At 70.1% G+C, this 26,757-nt stretch carries 26 protein-coding genes; 1 reads left to right on the top strand and 25 read right to left on the bottom strand.

What is annotated here, in order from left to right; translation table 11 throughout:
• Positions 1-14: 14 nt before the first annotated feature.
• The 18 genes from ACPP3B_RS11180 to cbiE all read right to left on the bottom strand — a co-directional run bounded on the left by ACPP3B_RS11180 (position 15) and on the right by cbiE (position 20,238).
• On the bottom strand, positions 15-1,868 hold the full coding sequence (locus tag ACPP3B_RS11180) for a sodium:solute symporter family protein (protein ID WP_424859026.1): 1,854 nt from the start codon (positions 1,866-1,868) through the stop codon (positions 15-17).
• A gap of 16 nt (positions 1,869-1,884) precedes the next feature.
• Complete coding sequence (locus tag ACPP3B_RS11175; RefSeq protein WP_299021651.1) at positions 1,885-2,145, bottom strand: DUF4212 domain-containing protein; 261 nt, start codon at positions 2,143-2,145, stop codon at positions 1,885-1,887.
• A gap of 156 nt (positions 2,146-2,301) precedes the next feature.
• Positions 2,302-2,889, bottom strand: coding sequence for a histidine phosphatase family protein (locus tag ACPP3B_RS11170; protein ID WP_424859025.1), 588 nt, complete (start codon positions 2,887-2,889; stop codon positions 2,302-2,304).
• Positions 2,890-2,893: 4 nt separating this feature from the next.
• On the bottom strand, positions 2,894-3,721 hold the full coding sequence (cobS, locus tag ACPP3B_RS11165; protein ID WP_424859024.1) for an adenosylcobinamide-GDP ribazoletransferase: 828 nt from the start codon (positions 3,719-3,721) through the stop codon (positions 2,894-2,896).
• 12 nt (positions 3,722-3,733) lie between these two features.
• Positions 3,734-4,789 carry a nicotinate-nucleotide--dimethylbenzimidazole phosphoribosyltransferase gene (gene cobT / locus ACPP3B_RS11160; protein ID WP_424859023.1) on the bottom strand — a complete coding sequence of 352 codons (1,056 nt, stop codon included), beginning with the start codon at positions 4,787-4,789 and terminating at the stop codon, positions 3,734-3,736.
• Positions 4,790-4,799: 10 nt separating this feature from the next.
• Positions 4,800-6,236 (bottom strand): cobyric acid synthase, encoded by a 1,437-nt coding sequence (locus ACPP3B_RS11155; protein ID WP_424859022.1) that lies wholly within the window; start codon positions 6,234-6,236, stop codon positions 4,800-4,802.
• Positions 6,233-7,330: an aminotransferase class I/II-fold pyridoxal phosphate-dependent enzyme gene (locus ACPP3B_RS11150; protein WP_409784534.1), complete on the bottom strand. Its 1,098-nt coding sequence runs from the start codon at positions 7,328-7,330 to the stop codon at positions 6,233-6,235. Before ACPP3B_RS11150 ends, ACPP3B_RS11155 begins: the two co-directional genes overlap by 4 nt.
• On the bottom strand, positions 7,327-8,310 hold the full coding sequence (cbiB, locus tag ACPP3B_RS11145; protein ID WP_424859021.1) for an adenosylcobinamide-phosphate synthase CbiB: 984 nt from the start codon (positions 8,308-8,310) through the stop codon (positions 7,327-7,329). Before cbiB ends, ACPP3B_RS11150 begins: the two co-directional genes overlap by 4 nt.
• Before the next feature lie 15 nt (positions 8,311-8,325).
• Positions 8,326-9,357 carry a biotin synthase BioB gene (bioB, locus tag ACPP3B_RS11140; RefSeq protein ID WP_424859020.1) on the bottom strand — a complete coding sequence of 344 codons (1,032 nt, stop codon included), beginning with the start codon at positions 9,355-9,357 and terminating at the stop codon, positions 8,326-8,328.
• Between the two features lie 84 nt (positions 9,358-9,441).
• Positions 9,442-10,158 (bottom strand): 5,6-dimethylbenzimidazole synthase, encoded by a 717-nt coding sequence (gene bluB, locus ACPP3B_RS11135; RefSeq protein WP_068609918.1) that lies wholly within the window; start codon positions 10,156-10,158, stop codon positions 9,442-9,444.
• An 8-nt stretch (positions 10,159-10,166) separates the two neighbouring features.
• The gene (locus ACPP3B_RS11130) at positions 10,167-10,796 is read right to left on the bottom strand and encodes a vWA domain-containing protein (protein ID WP_082955463.1); all 630 of its coding nucleotides are present in this window, start codon (positions 10,794-10,796) and stop codon (positions 10,167-10,169) included.
• A 32-nt stretch (positions 10,797-10,828) separates the two neighbouring features.
• Complete coding sequence (locus ACPP3B_RS11125; RefSeq protein WP_082955462.1) at positions 10,829-11,992, bottom strand: ATP-binding protein; 1,164 nt, start codon at positions 11,990-11,992, stop codon at positions 10,829-10,831.
• Positions 11,971-15,726 (bottom strand): cobaltochelatase subunit CobN, encoded by a 3,756-nt coding sequence (gene cobN, locus ACPP3B_RS11120; protein WP_424859019.1) that lies wholly within the window; start codon positions 15,724-15,726, stop codon positions 11,971-11,973. Before cobN ends, ACPP3B_RS11125 begins: the two co-directional genes overlap by 22 nt.
• Positions 15,727-15,729: 3 nt before the next feature.
• Positions 15,730-16,809, bottom strand: a complete 1,080-nt coding sequence (cobW, locus tag ACPP3B_RS11115; protein WP_068609321.1) for a cobalamin biosynthesis protein CobW — start codon at positions 16,807-16,809, stop codon at positions 15,730-15,732.
• 35 nt (positions 16,810-16,844) lie between these two features.
• Positions 16,845-17,414 (bottom strand): cob(I)yrinic acid a,c-diamide adenosyltransferase, encoded by a 570-nt coding sequence (gene cobO / locus ACPP3B_RS11110; RefSeq protein ID WP_068609914.1) that lies wholly within the window; start codon positions 17,412-17,414, stop codon positions 16,845-16,847.
• Positions 17,415-17,441: 27 nt separating this feature from the next.
• A complete protein-coding gene (cobF, locus tag ACPP3B_RS11105; RefSeq protein ID WP_068609319.1) occupies positions 17,442-18,251 on the bottom strand; it encodes a precorrin-6A synthase (deacetylating) in 810 nt (269 codons plus the stop codon).
• Positions 18,248-19,021 (bottom strand): precorrin-4 C(11)-methyltransferase, encoded by a 774-nt coding sequence (gene cobM / locus ACPP3B_RS11100; RefSeq protein WP_068609317.1) that lies wholly within the window; start codon positions 19,019-19,021, stop codon positions 18,248-18,250. Before cobM ends, cobF begins: the two co-directional genes overlap by 4 nt.
• Positions 19,018-20,238 carry a precorrin-6y C5,15-methyltransferase (decarboxylating) subunit CbiE gene (cbiE, locus tag ACPP3B_RS11095; RefSeq protein WP_144325782.1) on the bottom strand — a complete coding sequence of 407 codons (1,221 nt, stop codon included), beginning with the start codon at positions 20,236-20,238 and terminating at the stop codon, positions 19,018-19,020. Before cbiE ends, cobM begins: the two co-directional genes overlap by 4 nt.
• Here cbiE and ACPP3B_RS11090 point away from each other — a divergent pair.
• Positions 20,237-21,022: a cobalt-precorrin-6A reductase gene (locus tag ACPP3B_RS11090; protein ID WP_068609313.1), complete on the top strand. Its 786-nt coding sequence runs from the start codon at positions 20,237-20,239 to the stop codon at positions 21,020-21,022. The genes cbiE and ACPP3B_RS11090 overlap by 2 nt on opposite strands.
• 41 nt (positions 21,023-21,063) lie before the next feature.
• On the opposite strand, the gene cobJ is transcribed toward ACPP3B_RS11090, so the two are convergent.
• The 7 genes from cobJ to ACPP3B_RS11055 are packed head-to-tail and all read right to left on the bottom strand — an operon-like array spanning position 21,064 to position 26,749.
• Positions 21,064-21,801: a precorrin-3B C(17)-methyltransferase gene (gene cobJ / locus ACPP3B_RS11085; protein WP_068609311.1), complete on the bottom strand. Its 738-nt coding sequence runs from the start codon at positions 21,799-21,801 to the stop codon at positions 21,064-21,066.
• Positions 21,798-22,538, bottom strand: a complete 741-nt coding sequence (cobI, locus tag ACPP3B_RS11080) for a precorrin-2 C(20)-methyltransferase (RefSeq protein WP_424859018.1) — start codon at positions 22,536-22,538, stop codon at positions 21,798-21,800. Before cobI ends, cobJ begins: the two co-directional genes overlap by 4 nt.
• The gene (locus ACPP3B_RS11075) at positions 22,538-23,182 is read right to left on the bottom strand and encodes a precorrin-8X methylmutase (protein ID WP_221933920.1); all 645 of its coding nucleotides are present in this window, start codon (positions 23,180-23,182) and stop codon (positions 22,538-22,540) included. Before ACPP3B_RS11075 ends, cobI begins: the two co-directional genes overlap by 1 nt.
• Positions 23,179-24,408: a precorrin-3B synthase gene (locus ACPP3B_RS11070; protein WP_424859017.1), complete on the bottom strand. Its 1,230-nt coding sequence runs from the start codon at positions 24,406-24,408 to the stop codon at positions 23,179-23,181. The genes ACPP3B_RS11075 and ACPP3B_RS11070 overlap by 4 nt, the downstream gene beginning before the upstream one ends.
• Positions 24,405-25,193: a uroporphyrinogen-III C-methyltransferase gene (gene cobA / locus ACPP3B_RS11065; RefSeq protein ID WP_424859016.1), complete on the bottom strand. Its 789-nt coding sequence runs from the start codon at positions 25,191-25,193 to the stop codon at positions 24,405-24,407. The genes ACPP3B_RS11070 and cobA overlap by 4 nt, the downstream gene beginning before the upstream one ends.
• Complete coding sequence (locus tag ACPP3B_RS11060; protein ID WP_424859015.1) at positions 25,183-25,860, bottom strand: energy-coupling factor ABC transporter permease; 678 nt, start codon at positions 25,858-25,860, stop codon at positions 25,183-25,185. The genes cobA and ACPP3B_RS11060 overlap by 11 nt, the downstream gene beginning before the upstream one ends.
• On the bottom strand, positions 25,835-26,749 hold the full coding sequence (locus tag ACPP3B_RS11055; RefSeq protein ID WP_424859014.1) for an ABC transporter ATP-binding protein: 915 nt from the start codon (positions 26,747-26,749) through the stop codon (positions 25,835-25,837). The genes ACPP3B_RS11060 and ACPP3B_RS11055 overlap by 26 nt, the downstream gene beginning before the upstream one ends.
• Positions 26,750-26,757 lie beyond the last annotated feature (8 nt).

The following is a 26,757-nucleotide window of genomic DNA, read 5'->3' as shown; positions in this document are numbered from 1 at the left end:
CAGATACGACCCGTTTAGTGAGCCACCGCGGAACCCGCGCCCTTGGGCACGCGGACCGACTCGACCAGGTCCTGAATGTGCGCCGGCACCGGCTTGGACACCGCGCTGACCGCGAACGCCACCACGAAGTTGACGATCGCACCGACGGTACCGAAGGCTTCCGGCGTGATGCCGAAGAAGCTGTTGGCGCCGCCGATCAGGTCCAGGTACTCGGTGCCCTTGACGAAGAAGATGCCCTTGTGCGCGAACACATAGAACAGCGTCACGAACAGGCCGGCGAGCATGCCCGCCACGGCGCCGGAGCCGGTCACCTTCTTGCTGAAGATGCCCATCATCAGCGCCGGGAAGATCGTCGAGGCGGCGATACCGAAGGCCAACGCCACGGTGCCCGCGGCGAAGCCCGGCGGATTCAGGCCCAGGTAGCCGGACACGATGATCGCGCCCGCCATGGCGATCTTGCCGGCCAGCAGCTCGTTCTTCTCGCTGATGTTGGGGTTGATGGCGCCCTTGATCAGGTCGTGCGAGATGGCCGACGAAATCGCCATCAGCAGACCCGCCGCAGTGGACAGGGCCGCGGCCAGACCACCGGCGGCGACCAGCGCGATCACCCAGTTCGGCAGCAGCGCGATCTCGGGGTTGGCCAGCACGATGATGTCGGCGTTGACGGTCAGCTCGTTGCCCTTGAGGCCGGCCGCTTCGGCCTTGGCCTTGACGGCCTCGCTCTTGGTCTTGTCGTTGTAGAACTGGATGCGGCCGTCACCGTTCTTGTCCTCGAACTTGAGCAGACCGGTCTTTTCCCAGCGCTTGAACCAGTCCGGACGTTGCTCGTAGGGCAGCGCAGCTTCCGGGGCGAGCAGATCGGCCTGAGCCTTGACCTTCTCCGGATTGACGCGGATGCCACCCGCCGGGTCGGGCTCCACGCCCACCGCGGTGTTGACGGTGCCGATCAGGTTCAAGCGCGCCATGGCACCCACCGCCGGCGCGGTCGTGTACAGCAGCGCAATGAAGACCAGCGCCCAACCCGCCGACGCGCGCGCGTCGGCCACCTTCGGCACCGTGAAGAAACGCACGATCACGTGCGGCAGGCCGGCCGTACCGATCATCAACGACACGGTGTAGAAGAACATGTTGAGCTTGCTGCCCGCCACACTCGTGGTGTACTCGCCGAAGCCCAGGTCCTTGACCACTTGGTCCAGTTTGGCCAACAGCGACACATCGGTGCCCTTGAGATCCGAACCCAGCCCCAGTTGCGGCAGCACGTTGCCGGTCAGTGCCAGCGAGATGAAGAACGCCGGCACCAGGTAGGCCACGATCAGCACGATGTACTGGGCCACCTGGGTGTAGGTGATGCCCTTCATGCCGCCGAACACCGCGTAGGCAAACACGATCGCCATGCCGATGTAGATGCCCATGTCGCTGGACACGCCCAGGAAGCGCGAGAAGGTCACGCCGACCCCGGTCATCTGGCCGATGATGTAGGTGATGGAGGCCACCAACAGGCAGATCACGCCCACGTTGCGCGCGGTCTTCGAGTAGTAGCGATCACCGATGAACTCGGGCACGGTGAACTTGCCAAACTTGCGCAGATACGGCGCGAGCAGGCACGCCAGCAGCACGTAGCCGCCGGTCCAACCCATGAGGAACACGGCACCGCCGTAGCCCATGTTGGAAATCAAGCCAGCCATCGAGATGAACGACGCCGCCGACATCCAGTCGGCGGCAGTTGCCATGCCGTTGGTGACGGGGTGCACGCCGCCGCCAGCCACGTAGAAGTCGGACGTGCTGCCAGCGCGCGACCACACGGCAATGCCGATGTAGAGCGCAAACGTGGCGCCGACGACGAGATAGGTCCAAAGTTGCAGACTCATGTTCGGTGCCTCCGCATCAGTCTTCGGACATGCCGAACTTCTGATCGATCTTGCGCATCTGCGCCGCGTACCAGAAGATCAAAGCGATGAAGACATAAATCGAGCCCTGCTGGGCAAACCAGAAACCGAGCGGATAGCCACCCAGTTTGATGGCGTTGAGCGCATCGGCAAACAAAATGCCAGCGCCGTAGGACACCAGGAACCAGATGACCAGCACTTTGGTCAGCAGTCCCAGCGTCGCAGACCAATAAGCCCGCGCGTTGCTGTCGTTGGACATGGGTACGTTCTCCTCGGATACACGTTTCGAATCGGCGGTACGGACCGCCGGCCGGAACATCGCTGGACATTCGCAATGTTTCCTGGCGGACTATCCTGAGCCAGCCTTACGGCGAACTGAAAAACCGCCCGCCATCGCCCAAACCTAGGGAAAGTCCTAGGGTCGAGCTGGGCTGTGCGTGCCTTCTGGCAGCGTGACGCAGGTCCACTCGCCACAGGCGGGCGCATCAACGGGCCATTCGTGCGCGCTGCACGGCAGCGCCTGCTCGCCTGCACACAGGGTGTAGCGCACGGCGCGGATCACCCCGGCATGGGTGATCCAGACACCATCGCTGGCGCGCGTCGCCATCACTCGATGCAGCGCCTGCCGCACGCGCGCCAGCAGCGCCGCCACCGACTCGCCCCCACCCGGGCACGCGTGCGCAAAATCGCCCGCCCAGGCATCGAGCTCGGCTCGCGGCACGTCGTCCCAACGGCGCCCCTCCCATGCACCGAAATCGAACTCGGCCAAGCGCGCATCCGCCAGCGGCGCGGGCAGCGCGGGGCGCAGGGCATGCAGGGCTTGCGCGAGCTGCCGTGCCCGGATCAGCGGGGACACCCACCACACGAACGCTGGCGGCAGCACCGCATGCAGCCGCTGGGCGGCCTGCGCCGTCGCTTCCGGGTCGGCCGGCGCATCCGTGCGGCCACAGCAGACGTCGGAGGCCAGTCCGGTGCGCGCGTGCCGAACGAGCCACAGGCGCATGTCCTCACCCCCCGACAGTGACGGACACGCCCAGCGCGACCGCCAATCCCAGGTAGAACGCCAACTCGGTCACCTGCTGGGTGGCGCCGAGGGTGTCGCCGGTGAAGCCCTGCAGCCGCCGAGCCAACCAGCGCCGCATCAGCGCCAGCGCGAGCAGTGCGGCCAGCACCGGACCCAGCCAGCGCCACGACGGTTGCAGCGCCAGGGTCACGCCGATGGCCGCCAGCCACCAACCCGTCCCCACCCACAGCGCGCCCGCGTCCAGCGCGTCCGCCAGCGGCTTGGATTTGGAGCCGTCGGCATCGCCGACGTAAGGCAGGGCGTGGATGATCCACAGCGGTGCCCAACGCGAGGTGACATGCGCCCCCAGCACGCCCGCCGCCGCCCAGACCAGGCCCGACTGCTCCAGCAGCGCGAGCAGCCCCACTTTGGTCAGCAGCGCCAGCACCAGCGCCACCGCCCCGTAACTGCCGATGCGCGAATCCTTCATGATGACCAGGGCGCGCTCACGCTCGACCATCCCACCCAGCGCATCGGCGGTGTCGGCCAGCCCATCTTCGTGAAACGCCCCTGTCAGCCACACGCCGGCCGCCGTACTCAGGGCCGCCGCCACCCAGGCCGACGCGGGCTGCGCTGGCAACGCCCACGCGGAAATCACCAACACCAGCGCGCACCACGCGCCCACCACCCAGCCCACGCCCGGGAAATGGGCCGCGCTCGCGCGCAGCATGGCGGGCGAGTAGCCCACCCACTGCGCCAATCGCCCCGTCACCGGAATGCGGGTGAAGAACTGCAGCGCCAACAACCAGTGCCGCACGGCGCGCGCGAGCATCGGCCGTCCCTCTCAGTGCGCGGGGGCCGTGTCGGCACGGCGCGCCACACCGGCCGCATCGAAGCTGGCCATCTCGCGCAGGATCGCGCACGCCGACACCAACAGCGGCCAGGCCAGCGCCGCCCCAGACCCCTCACCCAGGCGCAGCCCGAGGTCGAGCAGCGGTTCGGCCTTCAGGTGCGCCAGCAGCAGCGCGTGCCCGCGCTCGCCCGAGCGGTGCGCAAAGACGCAGCGCTGCAGCACCGCGGGGGCCAGTCGCGCGGCCACCAGCACCGCCGCAGTGGTGATGAAACCATCGACCACGATCACGCGCCGCTCGGCCGCAGCCTGCAACACCACCCCCACCAGGGTCGCGATCTCGAAGCCCCCCAGGGCCGCCAGCGCTGCCAGCGGCTCGTGCGCCGTCGCGTGGCGCGCCAGCACCTGGCGCAGCAGCGCGATCTTGCGCTGCACCCCCGCTGCGTCCAGGCCCGTGCCCGCGCCGGTGCAGTCGGCGATGTCGAGCCCCGTCAAGCGGCTCATCAACAGTGAGGCCGCCGAGGTGTTGCCGATGCCCATCTCGCCCAGCAGTACCACATTGCCGGGCAAATCACGCACCAGCGCCATGCCGTTGGCAAGCGCCGCCTCGCACTGGGCCATGCTCATGGCCGGGCCGTGCAGCGCGTCGGCGCTGCCAGGGGCGATCTTGGCGTGCCGCAATCCCGGCCGCAGCGCGAAGTCGTGCCGCACGCCGCAGTCCACGACGGTCAGCGCCAACCCGTGTTGGCGCGCCAGCACGCTCACCGCCGCGCCCCCGGCCAGAAAGTTTTCCACCATCTGCCACGTCACATCGCTGGGATAGGCCGACACGCCGTGCGCCGCCAGCCCGTGATCGGCGGCGCATACCACCAACTGCGGCGCCTGCAGCGTGGGTGCGCCGGTGCCCAAAATCAGTCCGATGCGCAGGGCCAGCGCCTCCAACCGTCCCAGCGACCCCTGGGGCTTGGTCTTGTCGTCCAGCGCGCGCTGCAGGCGCGCCGCAAGGGCCGTGTCGTCGATGTCGTCGATGGTGGGCAATGACAGGCTCATGGGCTTTCCTTCAAGTCAACAAACGATCCAGCGTGTCGGCGCCGAGGTGCGCTTGCACCGTGTCGGCCAACGCGTCGAAAACCGATGCCAGCGACGGCACCCCGGTGCCCCACAGGGCGCGCAGGACGGTGTCATTTTCGAACAGGCCGTGCAGGTAGCAACCGAGCACGCACCCGTCGGCGCTCTGCCAGACCAGCCCGGGCAGCACCTCGCGACCCTGCCCTGCCAGGGCGGGGTGGATCGCGGTCTGACCGTGGTGGATTTCATAACCGCGCACGGCCACACCCGACAGCGCCGACCACGGCGCGCCCAACGTGCCGAAAGTGACCTCGGCGCGCTGCACCGTCTTGTCCAGGGCAAAGACGGTCACCAGCGGCAGCAGCCCCAGCCCGGCCGCGTTGCCGTCGATGCCATGCGGGTCGATGAGCGCCTCACCCAGCATCTGCAGACCGCCGCAGATGCCCAACACCGCGCGTCCCGCGCGTGCGTGCGCGACGACGGCGTGATCGAGCCCCTGCGCGCGCAGCCAAGCCAGGTCGGCCGCCGTGGCCTTGGAACCCGGCAGAATGATCCAGTCCGCACCGGTGCAGTCGGCGGGCGTGCGCGCCCACACCACGCGCAGGCCCGGCACGCGGGTCAGGGGCTGAAACTCATCCAGGTTGCTGATGCGCGGGTAGGCCACGATGGCGACCGTCTGCCGTGCCGACCCGTCGCCCCGCGCGCGGTCGTCGAAAACGCCGTCCTCTTCCGGCAGGCCGTGGTCGCGCCACAACGGCAGCACCCCCAGCGTAGGCACCCCGGTCAGTGCGTGCAGTTGCTCGGGCGCCGGGGCCAGCAGCGCGGGGTCGCCGCGAAATTTGTTGAGCACGAACCCACGCAAGCGCGCGCGCTGATCCGGCGGCAGCAAGGCCCAGGTGCCGTACAAGTGGGCGAAAGCACCGCCACGGTCGATGTCGCTGACCAAGAGGCAACGCGCATCGGCATGCGCGGCCACCCGCAGGTTGACGATGTCGCTGGGCTGCAGGTTGATCTCGGCCGGGGACCCTGCGCCTTCGATGACGACGACCTGATGGCGCGCGCGCAGCTCATCCAGCGCCGCCTGCACCCGCGGCCATAGGGCAGCGCTGCGCTGCCGCCATGGCATGGCGCTCAGCGCGGCATCGACCTGGCCCCACACCACCACCTGGCTGCGCGTGTCGGCCTCGGGCTTGAGCAGCACCGGGTTCATGCGCACGTCGGGCTCGACCCCCGCCGCCAGCGCTTGAAAATACTGCGCCGCCCCCATCTCGCCCCCGGCCACCACGCGGGCATTGTTGCTCATGTTTTGCGCCTTGAACGGCGCCACGCGCAGGCCCTGGCGCGCATACCAGCGGCACAGCGCGGTGACGAGCCAGCTCTTGCCGGCGCCGCTGCTGGTGCCCCAGACCATCAGGCAGCGCGCGGTCATCGCGGCGGCCTCCGCCGGGTGGCCGTGGGGGCGTTCGCTGCGAGCGCGTCCAGCGCTTCCGCGAGCGCCTGCAGCGCCTGCGGTGGCTGCGCCGACAGGCGCCACCAGCCCGGCAGGCCGAACGAGGCCGCATCGCGCAGCTTGACGCCGCGCGCGCGCAGCGCCGCCGCGTCGAGCGGCTGCGGCGGGCGGGCGCAGGCGAAGGGCGTGACACTTGCAGCGACTTCCCAGCCGCGCGCCTGCAGCGTCTGCACGAGCGCCGCCTTCCACTGCGCCAGCGTCCCCAGGGTCGCCTGCAACCAGCGCTGCGTCGAAGGCTCGATCCAGGCGGCCAGCAGCGCCACGCCGTCCGCCCCGATCGGCCACGACGGCGCCAGCGCCTGCAGCTCGGCGAGCTCGCCCGGCCCGGCGTCCTCCGGCGCGATCACGTAGGCCGCGCGCACGCCGGTCAGGCCCAGCGCCTTGTTGGGGCTGTAAAGCTGCCAGCAGCGCGCGCGCTGCCGCTCGGTCAGCGCCGGCTCGCCCTGCAGCCGCAGCGGTGCGTAGGCCAGATCCAGCGTCACCGGCGCCCCGGCGGCCAGCAGGGCCTGGGCCGCGGCGGCATCCTCCGGCTGGCCGAGCGGGCTGCCGGGGTCGCACAGCCAGCCGGCGCACGCCAGCGCCGGGCCAGACGCGTGCGCCAGACCCCAGACCCGGGCGGCGTGCGCGTAGTCGCCGTAGCCGGGCACCGGCCACCAGAGGGGACCGTACCCACGCCGCGCGCACCAGGCGGCGAAGCGCAGGATCCACTCGCTGCCGCTGGCGGCCAGCAGCACTCGGTGCGGCGCCACGCCGTGCCCGTCCGCCAGCCGACGGCGCAGCTCCGCGTACGCGGGGTCAGGATAGTGGCGCCGCGCCGCCGCCTGCACGCGCGCCAACGCCTGCGGGCACGGCCCGCAGGCGTTGGCGTTGGCGGAGAAGTCCCACGGCGGCACGCCGTCGGCGTCGGGGCCGCCGTGCGTGCGCGGCGGCGGCCCCGCAGGCGACTGCGTCGTCCCCGGAGCCGGTTCGGTCACGCCGGCTTCGGCGGCCAAGTGTTCCAGCCGCTCTTTCATGACGGCCTCCCGAGCATCGCCACGCCCGCCAGACCCGCCACCAGCAGCGCGCCCCACCCGGCCACCGCGCGGTCGCACCATGCCAAGGCACGCGCGGTGTCCGCAGGCTGCGGCAGCCGCCCGGCTTCGTTGAGTGCATACACCCCGGGCTTGGTGAGCCGCACCCCCAGCCGCAGCGCCAGCGCGCCCATCGGCCAGCCGCCGTTGGGCGACGGCGTGCGCCGCGCCTGCGCGCGCAGCGCGCGCCACGGCACGCTTCGGCCGGAGGCGGCCAGCAGCAGCACAGCGGTCAGCCGTGCCGGCAGCCACGACAGCGCATCGTCGGCCCGCGCGGCCCAGCGCCCGGCAAAGGTCCAGTCGCGCCCGCCGCGCACGCCGCGGTATCCCCACATCGCATCGGCGGTGTTGGCCCAGCGGTACAGCGCCGCGCCGGGCAGGCCCGCGAGCGCGAACCAGAACAGCGGCGCCACCACCGAGTCGTTGAGGTTTTCCGCCAGGGTGGACAGCGCCGCCTGCCGCACGCCGGCCTCGTCCAGCGCCTGCACGTCACGGCTGACCAGCCGCGCCACCTGCGTGCGACCGGCCTGGAGCCCCCGCGCCAGCGCCGCTTCGACCGCGGCCACCTCCTCGCGGAGCATGCGCCAGGCCAGCAGCGGTTTGAGCAGCAGCCCAAGCGCCAGCCCCTGCACCCACCACGGCGCATGGCTCAGCAACGCCTGCGGCACCCACGCCAGCGCCACCACCCCAGCAGCCCCGAGCGTCCACGCCAGCATCCCGGCGGCAAACACGCGCGCCGGCGGCACCGGCGCGCCCGGCATCGGCGCCACGCGTCGCCCCAGCCTCTCCAGCACCCAGCCCATGCCGACGACCGGGTGCAGCCGCGCCGGCGGCTCGCCGAAGCGCGCGTCCCACGCCAGGGCGACCGCAACCGCCAACGCCAGCGCGCCCGCCGGCGGCCATGCGAGCGCTGCCTGCTCCATCGCCGGGAGTGCCTCTCAACCTGTCACCGGCACTGCTCGCGTGTGCAGGCCCAGCCGCGCCAGCAGCGCGCGGTCGGCCTCCACGTCGGGATTGCCGGTGACCAGCAGCTTGTCGCCGTAGAAGATCGAGTTGGCCCCGGCCAGGAAGCACAGCACCTGCGTCGATTCGTCCATGTCGCGCCGGCCGGCCGACAGCCGCACCTTGGCCCGCGGCATCGTGATGCGCGCCACGGCCACCGTGCGAACGAACTCCAGCGGGTCGAGGTCGGGCTGGTCCGCCAGCGGCGTGCCGGCCACCTTGACCAGATGGTTGATCGGCACCGACTCCGGGTAGGGGTCGAGGTTGGCCAACTGCGCGATCAAACCGGCACGCTGCAGCCGCGACTCGCCCATGCCGACGATGCCGCCGCAGCAGACGCGGATGCCGGCCTGGCGCACGTGCTCGAGCGTGCGCAGCCGATCCTCATAGTCGCGCGTGTGGATGATGGCACCGTAGAACTCCGGCGCCGTGTCGAGGTTGTGGTTGTAGTAGTCCAGGCCCGCCTCCCTCAGCGTCTGGGCCTGCTCGGCGGTGAGCATGCCCAGCGTGCAGCACGCCTCCAGGCCTTCTTCCTTGACGACGCGCACCAGCTCGGCGACCTTGTCCAGATCGCGGTCAGTCGGCGCGCGCCACGCCGCCCCCATGCAGAAACGCTGCGACCCGGCCTGCCGGGCCGCACGCACGGCGGCCCGCACGTCCTCGGGCGACATCAGCTTGGTGGCCTTCACGCCGGTTTCGTGGTGAACCGACTGCGGGCAGTAGGCGCAGTCTTCGGGGCAGCCGCCGGTCTTGACCGACAGCAGCGTGGCCAGTTCGATTTCCGCCGGATCGTGGTGCTGACGGTGCACCTGCTGCGCGCGAAAGATCAGCTCGGGCAGCGGCAGCTCCAGCAGTGCCTGCACGTCGGCCACCGTCCAGCGCTCCGACGCTGGCGATGGGGCAACGCGTGCAGGTCTGGAGGCGGATTCGCAAGCCTCAATCGACGCAGCCGGTTGTGCCTCAGTCATGCCTTTGAACTCCTTCATGCAAACGCCACCGACCCGCATCCGTTCGATGCGGCGGCGACCTTGAGCCACCGCTGCGTCCCACGCTCATGCGGCGGGCGCATCGTCACGCAGCGGCAACGTGCTGGGCTGCTCCCAGCGATTTTCAAACACCACATCGCGCAGCGACAGGCGCTTCGCCCAGCGCTCGCGCTGCAACATCGGCTCATCATAGAACAAGTACACCGGGCCTAAGCACAGCAGCGCCAGCGGACGCGACCCTGGCGGACAGCCCAGCAGATCGGCAACCTGCTGCGGGTCGAAGATCGACACCCACCCCACGCCGAGCCCCTCGGCGCGCGCGGCGAGCCACAGATTTTGGATGGCACAGGCAGCGGAGGCTACATCCATCTCAGGCAAGGTGCGCCGGCCAAAGACATGCCGTTCACGCTCGGGCATCAGCACCACGGCCCACAGCTCTGCGGACTCCAGAATGCCTTCCACCTTCAGACGCGCAAACGCCTCACCGCGCTCACCGAGCGCCTGGGCCGTGCGTACCCGCTCCTGCTGCACCAGCTCATGCAAGCGTTGACGTTGCACAGGGTGCGTGATGCGGATCCAACGCCACGGCTGCATGAAGCCGACGCTGGGTGCCCAGTGCGCAGCGCGCAGCAGCCGCACCAGCACTTCGGGCTGCACGTGACCACCGGCAAAGTGACGCATGTCGCGCCGCAGTTCGATGGCGCGATAGACCGCAGCGCGCGAGGCGGGGTCGAACGCGTGCGCAGCGGTCTCGGGTTGCGAACGGGATGAGAGAAGAGACATGGCGAGCTTCAGTTCCAATCGTTCAACGCCACATGATGGGCCTGCCAATGGTGCGCCCACTGGCGAGCTTGGCCGAGCGCGGGTTGGTCGTCGTCGGCGTCCACCACCACACAAACCTCAAAAGCGGGGCGCGGCGGCTCCTGTCGCACCTGCCCGTCGGTGAGCAGCCACAGGACCCGCCGCGCGCGCCCGCCGAAGCGCCGAGTCCACGCCTGCGCCAGCGTCTCGGCGCGCTGCAGGGCTACCGTCAGCGGCGTGCCGCCGCCCCCCCTCACCGCGCGCACGGTCACCCCCAAGGCGCGCCGCGCCGGCGCGGGCGGCTGCAGCACCTGCGCGCCGTAACCGCTGGCCAGCAGTAGCGCGACATGCTGGTCGCGGCGCGCGGCGCGCTGAACCAGCAGCAGCGCCACGGTCTTGGCGCGCGCCAGACGCCCGCGGCGCAGCATCGAGCCGGATGCGTCCAGCACGATCACGTGCAGGCACGCCGGCTCGGGCGGGACCGCGCGCCAGACCAGGTCGGCGGGCCTGAGCGGACGGGGCCCTTTGCGCGCGAGGGTGGCAGGCCAGTCCAACATCACCGGCGTGGCGCCGTCGCGCCGGGCGGACGCGGCGGCATGGTCAGGCGATCGCAGCCCCATCCCGGCAGGCGGCTTACGCGCGCCGGCGGGGCCTAAGGCTTTGGGACAGGCCAGCCTCCGGGCATCTGGGCCAGCGGCGGCGCCATGCCGACCGGTTGCGGCGGCAACGCACCCCAGTCAGCCTCGCCCGCCGCTGCGTGGCGCGGGGGACTCTCTCCCTGCAGCTTGCCGTCTTGCGGCGCAGACCCATCGTACGGCGCGGCAGACGTGCGCTGCGGCGCCGCTGACTGCCAAGGGGGTGTGATGGCGCTGGCTGCTCCCTCGGCAGCGGCTGCCGCCGTGCCACTGCGCCGGTGCGCCAACACCCACGGGGCCACCGCCCGCAAGTCGGCCAGGTCAATGGCGGTCTTGCCGTGCCAGGCCGCGTGGGCGCGTGCCGCTTTCAGCAGCGTTAAGTCACCGCGCAAACCGTCAGCGCCGCTTTGGAGCGCCTGCGCACAGGCTTGCACAATGAGTTCGTCCGACCAGGTCAGCGTGCCCAGCGCCTGCCGCGCGCGCTGCAAGCGCTGCTGCAAGGTCTGCTGCTGCAAATGGTGGCAGGCGACGAAGGCCGCCGGGTCGGCTTCGAACGCCAGCCGCGCTCGCACGATAGCGGCGCGCACCGCCGCAGCGTCCGGATTGCTCAGCTCGACGCACAGGCCAAAGCGATCCAGAAGCTGCGGGCGCAACTCCCCCTCCTCCGGGTTCATCGTGCCGATCAGCGCAAAGCGCGCGGCGTGGCGCTGCGAAATGCCGTCGCGTTCCACGGTGTGCACGCCGCTGGCGGCGGCATCCAACAGCACATCGGCCAGCGCATCGGGCAACAGGTTGACCTCGTCCACGTAAAGCACCCCGCCGTGTGCGCGCGCCAGCAGCCCGGGCCGCCATGTAATGCGTCCATGGCGCAGCGCATCTTGAAGTTCCAGCGTGCCGACGATCTGCTCCAGCGTAGCCCCCAGTGGTAACTGCACAAACGGGGCGCCCGGTAGCAAGTCGGCCAGCGCGCGCGCCGCGGTCGACTTGGCCGTGCCGCGTGGGCCGCGGATAAGTACCCCACCGAGCGTAGGGTCGATGGCCACCAACAACAGCGCCAGCTGCAAATCCGGTACCCCCACCAGCGCTGCAAAGGGATAGCGCGGTGTCTCTGGCGTCGTATCAGGTGGCGCAGCCGTCGTTGAGCACGCGTCCGTGGTGGTCAGATTGACGGATGTTCCCATGACTCTTCCAGCTCCAGCTGTAATTGCCGCAGGCGCTGCTGCAGCGCCACCGGAGGCGTCCAAAGCCCCTGTTCGATGGCTTGCCATAAGCGCTGCGCCATACGGCGCAAGGCCGGCAGGTTGTGCTGCCGTAAAAAGCTCTGGTTGGACTCGTTGAACAGCAGCGTCTCCGCAACCAGATCAAGCTGGTGCGCCGACACCCCCTGACCAAGCGCCGCCCAACCCAGCAGATGTTCCAGCGTGGCGGCCATCTCGGCTGCGCCCGCGTAGCCGTGCGCCTGCATGGCTTGCAGCCAGCGCGGGTGCGTCACGCGCGCGCGCACGATGCGCGCCAGCTCTTCCCGCAACGGGCGCACCCGCACCGCGGTCGTACTGCTGTCGGCGTGATAGACCGCGGGCGCTTGCCCGCGCAGGACTTGCGCGGCGGCAGCCATGCCGCCAAGGTATTCGACAAAGCCATCGATGTCCAGCGCATCGTGCTCACGGTGGTCCTGGATGTGCGCGGCCAGATCCAGGCGCGCCAACCGCCGCTCCCACGCCGCCGGCGCCGCCACCCCATGGGCTCCCCGGCCGTAGGCGTAAGCACCGCTGCCCAGGTAGGCGCGAACCAGCGCGTTCCGGTCAAACGCCGCGTCTGTTTGCGCCACCTCGCCGATGCCGGCGCCATACGAGCCCGGGCGCGGACCAAACAAGCGCCAGCTGGCCTGGCGCTGCGCTTGCGCGGGGTCCAGGCCTTGCGCGAGCAGCGCTTGTGCCTCCCGCTGCACGTGCACGCGCACGGGGTTGAGTTCGTCTGGCTCGTCCGCTGGATCGATGGCGGCCACCGCCTGCACGGCGGTGTCGAGCAAATCGATCAGGTGCGCAAACGCGTCGCGGAACAAGCCGGAGACCCGCAGCGTCACGTCCACCCGCGGATAGGGCCGCAGCGACGCCGGCAGAACCTCCACCTCGATCACGCGGCCACTGCCTTCATCCCAGCGTGGCCGCACACCCAACAGGGCCAGCGCCGTGGCCACGTCCTCGCCGCCTGTGCGCAAGGTGGTGGTGCCCCACAGCGACAAGCCGATGGCGCTGGGAAACACTCCGTGATCTTGGGCGTAGCGCTCAATGAGTCGCGCCGCGATGCGCTGACCGCTGTCCCACGCCGCTGGGGTTGGTAGGCTGCGCGGGTCGCTAGCATAAAAATTGCGCCCTGTGGGAAGCGCATCGATGCGTCCGCGTGACGGCGCCCCGCTGGGGCCTGGCGGCACAAACCGGCCATGCAGTCCGCGTAGCAGTTGTGTTGTCTCATTGGATCCGCAAGCATCCAGCCGCGGCGCGAGATACTGCCAGACCCAGCGCAGCACCTGCTGAGCGCGCGGGCCGGCCTGCCGCTCGGCCAGCGCTGGATCTTGCAGCCACGCCAGCGCCAGCTGGTGCAGCCGCTGGCGCGTGTGGCCGGCGTGGCGCCATGGTCCGCCGGGGTCGATGGCCCGCAGCAGCGCCGGGCGCGGCCCGCGCCAGGGCTCGGCGGGGTCTGCTTGCAGCGGGTCGAAGCCGTCCAGCCCCAAATCTTGCGCCATGGCACGCAGCAGGCTGTCGTCCTGCGCGCGGTTGCCGCGCGGCTGGCGCAGGAAGGCCAGCAGGGTTTGCGCACGCGTCAAGCCTTGGGGCGAAGTGCCCCATACGTGCAAGCCAGCACGAAGTTGGCTTTCCTTGATTTCGCAGAGGTAGGCATCTAGACGTTGCAGCCACTGCGCCAGCACCGCCGCATCCCGCGGATCGCCCTGCAAACCCAGCTCCTCGTGCACGCCCAGCCGCAACGTTTCGTCCACGATCGCTTGACGCAGCCGCCGCGCGCGTGGGGGATCCATCGTCAGCGCATCGTAATACTCCTCCACCATGCGCTCCAGCGGGAGCAGGGTGCCGCTGTCCTGCGCGTCGGCCAGCGGCGGCATCAGGTGGTCGATGATCACCGCCTGCGTGCGCCGCTTGGCCTGCACACCTTCGCCCGGATCGTTCACGATGTAAAGGTAGAGGTGCGGCAGCGGTCCCAGCAGCCGCTGCGGCCAGCACATCGGACCCAGTGCCACGCTTTTGCCCGGCAGCCACTCCAGGTTGCCGTGCGTGCCGACTTGCACGACGGCATCCACTTGCCAAACCTCGCGCAACCAGAGGTAAAACCCCACGTGGGCGTGCGGCGGCACCTGCTCGGCATCATGGTAGGCAGCGCGACGCTGCCTCGGGTCGCGTGGGGGCTGCAGGCCGATGAACACCTGACCCAACCGAATACCGGGAATCATCAGCCGGCCAGCGCGCGCCATCGGATCGCGCTCGGGTGCCCCCCACCGCTGCTGTAGCGCTTCGACCAGCGGTGCCGGCCACGCCTCCAGCATTCGCCTGTAGTCGGTCAGCGCCAGGCTTTGCCAAGCCGGGCGTGCATCGTTGTCGTCGATAGCGTGCGTGACGCCGCTGCGCAGCCAGCGCATCAGCTCGTCACCGTCACGCGGCAACGCGGGACCATCGCCCAGGTCATAGCCATTGCGGTGCAACGCCTGCAACATGCGCACGACCGAGGCCGGTACGTCCAGCCCCAGCGCCATGCCGATGCGGGCGTCGTCGCTCGGGTAGTCAGTCAGCACCACGGCCAGCCGCACCTGGGAGCGCTCTAATCGGCGCAGCCGACACCAGCGCCAAGCTAGCTCGGCGACCCAATCGATGGCCTCAGTGTCGGCGGCATAGCGGATCAAATCGATCTGGGTGCGTGGGTCGTGGCACTGCACCGCTTTGAAGCTGATGGCGCGGGTGGCGATGCGACCGTCGAGCTCTGGCAGCACCACTTGCATGGCCATGTCGCGCGGCGGCAGACCGTGCGGGTCGTCGTTCCAGTGCTGGCGCGTCACGCCCGCGGTGATAAGCTGCAGCACCGGAGCGTCGCCCGCCAGTGTCTGGCCATCCTCCAAACCAAGGGCGAAAGCCGTGGCGTTTAGCACCAAATCCACACCGCCACCCTCCGCCAGGTCATGCAGGCGTTGGCGCACCTGGGGGTTTTTCAGGCTGTCCACGGCCCAAGCGCGCGCACGCAGCCCCCGCGCGTGCAGCGCACGCAGCAAGGCATCGAAAGGCCCTGTGTTGCTGGCCTGGACATGGGCGCGGTAAAACAGCAGCAGCGCCTGCGGCGCGTCGGGAGCCACCGGCGGCAAGTCCGCGACTTGGTGCTCCACGATAGACGGCAGCGGCTGCGGCGGCGTGTAGGGTTGTTCCTTCAACCCTAGGGCGCGCTGTCCGATCAGGGCCCAAAAGCGCGCGGCGTTGGCTTGTCCACCGTAGCGCAGCGCGCGCCAAAGCGTGCGCGCGTCATCCCAGTCCACGGTACCTTGCGCCAGCAGCTGCGGATCGTCCTGTCCGTCGCCGGAAAACACCGCTAGCCACTGCCCGCGCTGACGCGCCAGCGCCGCGCAGCGCTCCACCAGATAAGCCCAGTCGTGGTAAGCCCCCAGGTGATCGATGATCACCGCGCGCGCGTGCTGCAGCACGTCCTCCACGTAGAGATCCACCGTCGCCGGCTGGCGCAGCGCCATCAGATTGGCCAGCCGCACTTCGGGGTAGTCTTTCGGCAGCACCGAAGCCAGCAGCGACAGCGTGGTATCGGCGGCGCTGAGCACCACCACGGGCGCAGGGGTTTGCGCCAGCCGCACGACCGCGCCGCTGGTGTCGTCGATAAAGCCGCCGGCACGGGTGGCCAACAAGTGCATGGGTCACACTCCGGCCGACGTGGATGACTCCGCCAGCAACCCAGCCTGGCGCAGATCGGCGCGCAGCGCGGCCTCGTCGAGCCCTAGCCCGATGCAAACCAGGACGCTGCAGCGCGGCTCGCCCACGCGCCACGGGCGGTCGAAGTGGCTGTCCAGCCGCGGACCCACACCCTGCACCACCAGCCGCAGCGCCGCCTGCGGCAGCGCCACGAACCCCTTAATGCGCAGCAGGCCGTGACGCGCCACCAGCGTCGAAAGCGTCTGCAGCAGGTGTTGCCTGTCGCGCACGTCCAGCGCCAGCACCACGGATTGAAAGGCGTCGTGGTCGTGGTCGTCGTCCTCATCGTCGTGGTGGGTGAGGCGGCTTTCGATCACTTCTTCCACAGCGCGGCCCAAGCCCAGCAGCACCTCGGGCGGCACTTGGCCGTGCCGCGCCACCACGGTCTGCACCGCCGCCGGCGAGCGCGCCGCCACCATCGCGCGCACGCGCTGCAGGGTATCGGCATCGACCCGTTCGACTTTGTTGAGCACGACTAGGTCGGCGGTGGCCAGCTGATCCTCAAAGAGCTCGGCCAACGGCGTGTCGTGGTCAAGCTCCGGGTCGGCGCGACGCTGCGCTTCGACCGCCTGTGGGTCAGACGCAAAACAACCCTGCGCCACCGCCGGCACATCAACCACGGTGACCACCGCATCGACGGTGAAAGCGTGCCGGATAGTGGGCCACTGAAACGCCTGCACCAGCGGTTTGGGCAGCGCCAGGCCGGAGGTTTCAATCACCACGTGATCAATCAGGTCGCGGCGCTGGGCGAGCAGTTCCATCACCGGAGCAAATTCTTCTTGCACCGTGCAACACAGGCAGCCGTTGGCCAGCTCGATGACCTGGCCGTTTTCCGCGCCGGTCTCGTCGCAGCCGATGCCACAGCCTTTGAGCAATTCACCGTCGATGCCGAGCTCGCCAAACTCGTTGACGATGACGGCGATGCGCCGCCCCTGCGCGTGGGTCAGCAGATGGCGCAGCAGCGTGGTCTTGCCGGCGCCAAGAAAGCCGGTGATGATGGTGGCAGGGGTTTTGTCAAGATTCATGACTTGAAATGTCGTAAAGAAAAATGCCAAAGAGGTCAATCTTCAATGCCACGCTGCGCTGGCACGCCGGCATCGAAGTGGTGCTTGTGCTTGACCATTTCGGTGACGGTGTCGGCCAAGTCGATGAGCTCCTGGGGCGCGTGGCGCCCAGTGAGCACCACCGTCATCTCGGTCGGGCGCTGACGCAGCGCGTCCAGTACCGCCTCCAGTGGGATCCAGCCGTAGCGCAGCGGGTACATGATTTCGTCGAGCACCACCATGAAATGCGCGCCTGCGCGGATCACCGCCTCGGCGCGCGCCCATCCTTGGCGCGCCAGCTCGGCGGAGTGCTCAAGGTCACGGCTTTTCCAGCTAAATCCATCCCCCAGCCCTTCGATCGGAATGCCGAGTTGCTCGAAAACGCGGTGCTCACCGAAGCGGGCGCTGGGCACTTTCATGAATTGAAAAATCTTGACGGCCTTGCCGCGTCCGTGCGCACGCAGCGCCAGGCCGAAGGCCGCGGTGCTTTTGCCTTTGCCATGGCCGGTGTGCACGATGATGAGGCCGCGGCGCGGACCTTGCGGCTTGGGGGTGGTGCGCAGCAGCGGGGGGGTCTGCAGTTCCATCGGTTCCATCTCCAGAGGTTGCGGAGGTCAGCAGTCGTCGGCGCCACGACGCTTGAGCAGGTAGATATCCAGCATCCAGCCGTGCGCCTGCCGCAAGGCCGCGCGGGCGCGCGCGATGCGCGGACCGGCTTGCGGCAGCGGGCCGCTGTCCAAGGTTTGCTGCGGCAGCCCGAGGTAAGCGCCCCACCAGATGTGCCATGCGTACGGGTCGGGCAGCGCCTCAAAAGCCGTGCCGCCATCAAGCATGACGGCCAGCGCCGGCACGTCCGCAGGGCAGCCGTGCTGGCGCAGCCACCGTCCTGAAGTGATCAACACCGGGCTAGCCAGCTCATTGAGCGGCACGGCATGCGCGGCGGCAAGCGCCTGCAGGGCGCTGATGCCGGGCACCACCTCCCATTCAAGCGGCAGCTCGCGCGCCACACGCTGGGCGATGCGCATCGAGCTGTCGAATAAGGCCGGATCGCCCCAGATCAGCACACCTGCTTGCCCGCCTTGAGGCAGGTGCTCACGCAGCGCTTGCGTCCAGGCTCGGGCCAGTGCGTCGTGCCAGCGCCGCACAGCGTCGAGATAGCGCGGTGTGTCGGCGGCATCGGCGCCTTCACGCGAGGGCACGGCGTAGCGCGCCACGCGCGGACCGCCACCCGCCTCGGCGTCGAAGTCGGGGCGCACCGTCTGCAGCAGGCGCAGCCGCGCCGCGGCCAGCTCGGCCTTATCTTCGCCTTTGTCCGGCAGCAACAACAGATCGACGCGGCGCAGCGCCTGCTCGCCCTGGAGCGTCAGGTGCGCAGGGCTACCCATGCCCATGCCAATGAGGCTCAACCGCCAGCGCGGACTCATGCAGCATCCTCAGCGGACGTGGCCCGGCGATAGCGGCGCTCGTAATCCGGCGCATACAGGCGGCTGCGGCCAAAGCCGTCTTGGGCCAGATTGCGCCCGACCAGGATCAGCGCGGTGCGCTCCAGCCCACCCTGCGCGGCCTGCACCAGCTCGCCCAGCGGCGCGCGCACGATCCGCTCATCCGGCCAACTGGCGCGCCAGACCACTGCTGCCGGGCAGTCGCCGCCGTAGTGCGGCAGCAGTGTCTGCACCACTGGCTCCAGCACGTGGATGCTCAGGTGGATCGCCAGCGTGGCCCCGGTGGCGGCCAAGACCTCCAAACGCTCGCCATCTGGCACCGGGGTGGCGCGCCCGTGGGCGCGGGTCAGCACGACCGTTTGGCTGCCGCCGGGCAAGGTCAACTCGCAGCCCAAGGCCGCCGCCGCGGCAGCAAAGGACGGCACTCCAGGCGTGATCGTGTACGGAATGCCTTCGGCCCGCAGCGCGCGCAACTGCTCTGCCATCGCCGACCACACCGACAAGTCGCCCGAGTGCAACCGAGCCACGTCCTGCCCGCAGGCATGGGAGGCGCGGATTTCCTCCAGGATTTGCTCCAGCGACAGCGGCGCGGTGTCGATCAAGCGCGCCTGCGGCGGGCAGTACGCCAGTACCTGCGGCGGCACCAACGAGCCGGCATACAGGCACACCGGACAGCGGGCGATCAACTCGCGCGCGCGCAGCGTCAGCAGATCGGGCGCGCCCGGCCCGGCACCGATGAAATGCACGGTCATGTCACATCTCCTCCAAGTTCGACAGCTGATGCCTGCCACGCCCACTGCCACTGTGGCCGCCACGGCACCCAGCCCTGTTGCGCCCCAAGGGGTTGCGCCTCGGCCAGGACGATCTGGCGCAGCTGGCCACCGTGGCGCTCATGCAACTGCGCCAACAAGGCTTGGGTGGCGGTGGTCACGGCGTTGACAACCACCCGGCAGCCCGCAGGCAGCCGAGGCCGCAGTGCATGCCACAGTGCTGCGTCCATGCCGCCGCCGATGAACACCGCCTGCGGCTCGGGCAGCTGCGCCAGCGTCGCCAAGGTCTCGCTCGACCAGACGCGCAGGCGTGGGGTTAGGCCGAAGCGCTCGGCGTTGCGCTGCACGCGCTCGGCACGCACCGCGTCGCGCTCCACCGCCTCGGCCACACCGCCAGCCAGGCACCACTCGATGCTGATTGAGCCGCTGCCGGCACCCAAGTCCCACAACCGCTGCCCAGGGCGCGGCGCCAGCGCCTGCAGCGTCAACGCCCGCATCGGCGCTTTGGTGAGCTGGCCGTCGTGCTCGAACAGCGCATCGGGCAAACCGACGCAGGCGGGCAAGCCTTCCGGGCCATCGTGCAAGTCCAGCGCCAGCGCCAGCGGCGCTTGCAGGCCAGCTGGCGCGCCGTCCCGGATCGAGAAACGCTCGATGCGCTGCCGCGGCCCGCCCAGCCGTTGCAATGCCCAGGCGGTGCTGGCGCCAAAGCCTTCTTCGCGCAGCAGCACCACCGCTGCCTGCAACGCCGCCTCGTCGCGCAGCAGGCACAGCAGACGCCGCCCCCGCCCCAGGTGCGGCCAAAGCGCGCGCAGCGGTTGCGCGTGCAACCCAAGGCAGCGCACCTCCTCCAAAGGCCAGCCCAAGGCGCTAGCGGCCCACGCAAATGTTGAGGGCGCGGGGATAGCTTGCCACTCCTGGCGTGGCAACGCGCGCGCCAGCACGCTGCCGGCGCCAAACCAAAACGGATCGCCCGAGACCAGAGCGACTACCGGCTGGCCGCGCCAGGCCAGCAGCGGGCCAATGTCGAACGGCACCGGCCACGGCTCGGCGCGCTCGGGCTCGATGCCCGCCAGTGCCAGATGGCGCGGCCCGCCAAACACGCGCCGCGCTTGCGCCAACAAACGGCGGGTAGACTCGCTGCAATCCTCTAAACCGTCTTCGCCGATGCCGATAATCGACAACCACGCTTCAGCCGCCATGCATGTCCTCCTGCTCGGGGGCACCACCGAAGCCTCGCAGCTGGCGCAGGCACTCGCCCGCGCTGGCGTGCCCGCGACTTTTTCCTACGCCGGGCGCACTGCGCAGCCTATTGCGCAGCCGCTGCCAACTCGCGTGGGCGGCTTCGGCGGCCCCGATGGGCTGGCGGCCTTCTTGCGCCAGCAGCGCATCACGCACGTGATCGATGCCACGCACCCTTTTGCCGCACAGATGAGCCGCCACGCCATTGAGGCTTGCGCTCGGCTTGGCGTGCCGCTGCTGGCGTTGCAGCGCCCGCCTTGGCGTCCCGGCCCCGGCGACCGCTGGCACAGCGTGCCCGATTTCGACGCCGCGGTGCGTGCCCTGCCGACTGCGCCAAGCCGCGTCTTTTTGGCCATTGGGCGCCAGCAGGTGCAGCCTTTCTTGCAGCACACGCCGCACTGGTATTTGCTGCGCGTCGTGGAGCCGGGGCTTGAGGTGGCGCCGCAACGCGGCACGGTAGTGGTGCAGCGCGGCCCTTACACGCTTGAGGACGATCTGGCGCTCCTGCGCGCCCATCGCATCGAGTGGATAGTGGCCAAAAACTCGGGCGGCGAAGGGGGCCAAGCCAAGCTCGAAGCCGCACGCGTCCTGGGCCTGCCGGTGCTGCTGATCGAGCGTCCGACGCTGCCGCCGCGCCCCCTTGTAGAGACCGTCGCCGAAGCGTTGCAATGGCTTGGGCTGCCGGCACAAGAGGGTCACGCCAACCTCAACACAGGACCGTCCGCCCATGCCCCTGCAGCCTGAGCCGCGCCGATGCGACGGCTGACGCCCCCGGCCCGGCGCCATCAGCCGCCCCTCCGCGGGGTGTAGATGTAGCGCCCCACCGTGCGCGTGGCGCGGTTGCCAACGATGACCAGCGTGCGCATGTCGGCCATGTCCGGCTGCACGTGCGCCAGCGGCAGGTGCCGAATCGATTCCTGTGGTGTGAAGACCGCGCGCGCCAACCCCACCCAGCGCTGCGGCTCGCAGTGCTGGCGCAGCACCGCCAAGGCGCGGGCAAAACCTTCAGGCCGGCCGCGCGAACGCGGATTGTAGAGGGCCAGCACCAGGTCGGCTTGCACCGCCAGCACGAGCCGCCGCTCGATCACCGACCACGGCTTGAGGTTGTCGCTTAAATTGATGGCGCAAAAGTCATGCCCGAGTGGCGCGCCCAGCCTGGCAGCTGCCGCCAGCATCGCCGTCACCCCGGGCAGCACGCGCACATCCAGCTGCTGCCAAGCCGGCTCAGACTCCATGACTTCGAACACAGCCGCAGCCATGGCAAACACCCCCGGATCGCCAGAGGAGACGATCACCGCCCGCCGCCCCGCCTGCGCGAGCCGCAACCCGTGGCGCGCGCGTTCGAGCTCCTCGCGGTTGTCGCTGGCGTGATACGCTTGATCCGCACGCCGCGGCACACGCGCCAAGTAAGGGCCATACCCCAGCACGTCGGTGGCTTCCTGCAACGCCTGCTGCACCTGAGGGGTGACCAGCGCCGCATCCCCCGGCCCGAGGCCAGCCACGCACAGCCAACCGCCGCTCATCCTTCCACCTCCGGCCGGCGGCCCTGACCCGGCACCAGCACCAGGGCGAAATAGGGGCAAGACGCTTGCTCATCCACGCTGGCCAGCGGCTGCACCTGCTGCCCGTTCATCGTGCCTTCCTGCACCAGCCAAGCTCGTGCCAGCAGACCCGCGCGCTGCAGCGCCCGCCGCACCCGCCCGAGATGCCGGCCCACTTTCATCACCACCAGCGCGTCGGCCTGCTGCATGTGCCGCACCAAATCATCCTCGGGCAGCGTGCCCATCAGGATGGTCAACACGTCATCGCCCCAGGTCATCGGCTGGCCGCAGACCGACCAGCAACCGACCATACCCGGCAACCCCGGCACCACCTCCACCGGCACGTGGCCACGGCGGCGCAGTCGCTCATAGAGGTGCATGAATGAGCCGTAGAAAAACGGATCGCCCTCGCACAGCACCACCACGTCGTTCTGCGCGGCCAGCGCCTCCAGACGCTCAACCCAGTGGCCATAAAAGCGGGCCAGCAGATCGATGTAGGCCGGGCTGTCGAACGGCAGCTCGGTGGTGACGGGGTACTCCATCGCATGCTCCACCGCCTGCGGCGCCAGCCAGGTCAGGGCGATGCGCCGCGCGCGTCCGGGGCGGCCAGACTTGCGGAAATAGGCCACCTGACGAGCCTGGGAGAGCCAACGCTGGGCACGCACCGTCACCAACTGCGGGTCGCCCGGCCCCAAACCGACGCCAACGATGCGCCCCATCAGTGCTCCTCCTCGCTGGCCAGTGCATTGATCGCCGCCGCGACAATGGCCGAGCCGCCCAGACGCCCGTGCACCGTCAGCGCCGGTGCGGGCGGCTGCGCCATCAACGCCGCTTTGGATTCTGCCGCCCCGACGAACCCCACCGGACAGCCCAAAATGGCCGCGGGGCGCGGGCAGTCGGGCTCGCGCAGCATTTCCAGCAGCCGAAACAGGGCCGTAGGCGCGTTGCCGATAACCACCACCGCGCCGGCCAGATGGGGCCGCCACAGCTCCAGCGCCGCCGCGCTGCGCGTGGTGCCCAGCCGCTGCGCCAGGGTACCGACCTGCGGATCGTGCAGCGTGCACAGCACCGGGTTGTCAGCTGGCAGACGGCGGCGCGTGATGCCGGCGGCCACCATCTGCGCGTCGCACAGAATCGGCGCACCGCTGCACAGCGCGGCGCGGGCCGCCGGCACCAGATCGGGCGTGAAAGCCACGTCCTTGGCCAGCTCCACCAGGCCGCAGGCGTGGATCATGCGCACCACCACCGGCTCTTGCCGGGCATCGAAGCGGGCCAGGTCGGCCTCCGTGCGGATGATGGCAAACGAGCGTCGGTAGATCGCCGCGCCATCGCGTTCGTAATCGTCAAACAGCTCTTGTGTCATCGTACAAGCCACCCTTCTGCCTGCCCATGACCGACATGCCGCCCGGCGCTTCGGCGCACCGCGTCGATAAGCGGCGCAAGTGCACCCCAGTGCGCATCGGCCGCGGCATCGGCCCGCCCCCATCCGATCCAATCCCAGCCGTCGGGACGCACGCGTACCGTGGGCGCTGGATAGGGATGCGCGCAACCTTTGGCGCAACCGCTGACGTGTAACCAGCCCTCGTTTGGCAAGTACGCGGCCAACAGCCCGGCCAACGGCAGCGTGCCACCCGAAGCCTGCACGCAGCCGGGGGCGCCGACGCAAGCGGCCACGCGCAGACGCGGGTCTGTCGCATCGGTGATCCACGCTTCGTCCGGCGGGGCCAGGGCGTGGCGTTCCAGCAACACGGCGCGCCACGGCGTCAGCCGCAACGGTGCCAGCTGCGCCAGCCGCGCCCACGCCGCGGCGCTGAGTCGCCCAAACGGCGCAGCCACCCAGGCCATACCCGGCGGCAGCGTGGCCCACCAAGGCTCAAGCGCTTGTGAGTTGGCATTGATCGGGGCTGGAGACAGAGGCTCACTCGCGGGCCGGCGCCGCTGCGCCATCCAAGCGGCCATGCGACGCGGAGCACCAGGACCCTGAGCGCGCTGGGCAAACCATGTCGCCAGCGCCATGGCTTCCTCGGCCGCACGCTCCAGCGGCACCGCCATGCCATACGGGCTGCCGTCGGGTCGCACGAGCGCCCAGCCGTCTTGCAGGGGCTCGATGCGCACGTCGGCGCTGGCGGCGCGCAGGTAGGGGCGCTTGCCCAGATCGACGGCAAAGCCGAACTTGGCTGGCAGCCGCGGGGCATCGGGCTGGCGCAGCCGCTTGAGCAACCCCCGCGCCACCCGGTGCGTGGCATCGCCCGGTTGCCAGCACGGCTGCACCAGCACGTTGCGCCGCGCTTCTTGCATGGCGTCCCCGTCAAGCAGGCCCAGCGCCCGCAGGCCACTCAGCAGCGCAGTGTGCTGAGCCGGCTGCACGCCGCGCCATTGCAAATGGGAGCGCTGGGTCAACTCGATGACATCGAGCCGCTGCGCCTGCATCAGGGCCGCCAGCCCCTCGGCCTGCCGCCGCGACAGCCGCCCCATCGGCACGCGGATGCGCAGGATCCAACCATCGCCCGATGGCATCGGACGCCAGGCTCCCGGGCACCAGCCGCGGCGCAGCGCCTCTCGGTTTTGGCCCGCATCAAGTTCGCTCATCGCGCCAGCTCCTCCCACGGGGCTGCTGCCTGCGCCCGGTAGTGCGGGCTCAAGGCCACCGTCGGGCCGATGATCAACAGCCCAGGCCGCGGCCCATATGGCGGGGCCTGGCTGGCCAACACCTGCAGCGGACAAGCCAGCACGGTTTGGGTCGGACGCGTGCCGTCCAGCACCAGTGCCGCTGGCGTATCCGGCGGCAGTCCATGCGCCATGAGGCGCTCGGCGATGCGCGCCAGCCGCGCCACTCCCATGTAAAACACCAAAGTCTGGGCGGGACGAGCCAGCGCCGCCCAGTCATAGCCGACGTCGCCGCTGTCACCGTGCCCCGGCAAGAAGACGCACAGGCTGGCCAGCCCTCGCTGCGTCAGCGGGATACCCGCGGCGGCCCCGCAGCCCTGCGCCGCGCTGACCCCAGGCACGATCTCAAACGGCACCGCCGCGGCGCACAGCGCCTGCATCTCCTCGCCGCCGCGACCAAAAATGAACGGATCGCCGCCCTTTAACCGCACGACGCGGCGGCCTGCGCGGGCGTGCGCCACCATCAGCGCGTGGATGTCGGACTGCGGCAGCGTGTGCCGGCCGCGCGCCTTGCCGACGTCGTAGCGCAGCGCCCGCGCCGGGATTTCGGCCAGGATGTCGGCGCCGATCAGGCGGTCGTGGATGACCACTTCGGCGCGCCGCAGCCGATCCAGGGCACGCAGGGTCAGCAAATCCAATGGCCCGGGGCCGGCGCCGACGATCGACACCCACCCCGGTGCCATCGGCACCGCAGCCTCAAGCAGCATGGTAGAGCCGGCGCTGCACCGCCGCGCTGTGCTTCAACGCGTGCAGGCCTTTGGCTGCCGCCAGCACCGCCAGGTCGATCAGCGGCTCCGCCACGATCACCGCCACATACGCCGCGCCAAACGCGCCGATGTTGGCCAGGTTGTCCGCCTCGAGGCCATGACCATACAGCGCCCAGAACGCCACCCAAGCCACGATGCCGCCCTGATAGGCCACGGACAGCTTGAGCGCCTGCGCGTAGCGCAGATCGACGTAGGCCACCTGCTGCGGGATGACCCGCTGCGCCAGCGCCGCGGTGGCATACAGCGGCACCAACAGCGTGGTGACGTTCATCCCGTATTGCGGCAAATCCGCCGGCGCAAAAAACAGCCCTTGAATCAGCAGCCCGCCGGCCAGCCCCAAGGCAGCTGGCGCCACCCCGAACAGCAGCAGCAACGTGGTGCCCAGGATCAGGTGCACCTCCGAGACGCCGACCGGATGGCGCGGCAGCACCTCGAAAAAGCAAAACACCAGGGCGGTGGTCAACAGCGAGCGCAGCAGCAAAGCCTGCGCCCCCTCCTGTCGCAGCATGTCCCAAGCCAGCTTGCCAGCCCAAGCCACCGCAGCGGTGCCGGTGGCGTAACCGAGTAACGCTTTGCTGCCTTCAACAACTCCGGGTTCGATGTGCATGACAGACCTCCTCACAGATGAATGCGCCCGGGCGGGCGCGGGGGGCCGAGGCGACCTCACCGCCTTCGGCAAAAACGGGCTCCTTGGGCAGCACCACCCAACGCGCCGACACGCCATCCGCGCCGGCGGCGCCGGCGTCCAGCGGCCGCACCGCGATGCGCTGCCCGAACACCTGCTCCAGCGCGCGGTGCGTGGCCGGATCGTCCGCCGGCCCTTGATGGCGCACGCGGCCGGCGTCCAGGATCAGCAGCTCGTCGGCGTGCAGCGCCATGTTGAGCTCATGCAACACGGTCACCACCGTCTGCCCCTGGCGCGTGAGCGCGCGCACCAGCGCCAGCCAGTCGGCCTGGTGCGGCGGATCCAGGTGCGCCAGCGGCTCGTCCATCAGCAGGATCGGCGCCTGCACCGCCAGCAGCCGCGCCAGCAGCACGCGCTGGCGCTGCCCGCCGGAAAGCTGCGCCAAGGGCCGCGCGCGCCAGTCCCACGCCTGCGTCTGGCGCAGCGCCTGCTCCACCGCCGCGCGGTCGGCCGCGCTCGCGGCGGCCAGCCACGGCTGGTGCGGCAGGCGGCCCAGCATCGCCACGTCCCAGGCGGTCAGGTCGTCGCCGCCCGGCTCGGCCTGCCCGAGCCACGCCACCGTGCGGGCGCGCGCCCGGCGCGGCCAGTCCTGCAGCGCCCGCCCCAGCAGCTCGACGCGCCCACCGTGCAGCGGCAGCAGGCCCGCCAGCGCCTTCAGCAGCGTGGACTTGCCGGCGCCGTTGGGGCCCACGAGGCAGGTCCAGCGCCCGCGCGGCAGCGCCGCCGTCACGCCGTGCAACACGGGGTGGCGGCCCAGCCGGACGCTGACCCCCTGCGCAGCCAGCGCCACGGGGTGGGATGGATTGACCACGTCGCCCC

Source organism: Tepidimonas sp. HKU77 (assembly GCF_049728535.1).
GTDB lineage: Bacteria > Pseudomonadota > Gammaproteobacteria > Burkholderiales > Burkholderiaceae_C > Tepidimonas.
Note: the sequence above shows the minus strand (reverse complement) of the source record. Positions and strands in the feature narration are given on the sequence as shown.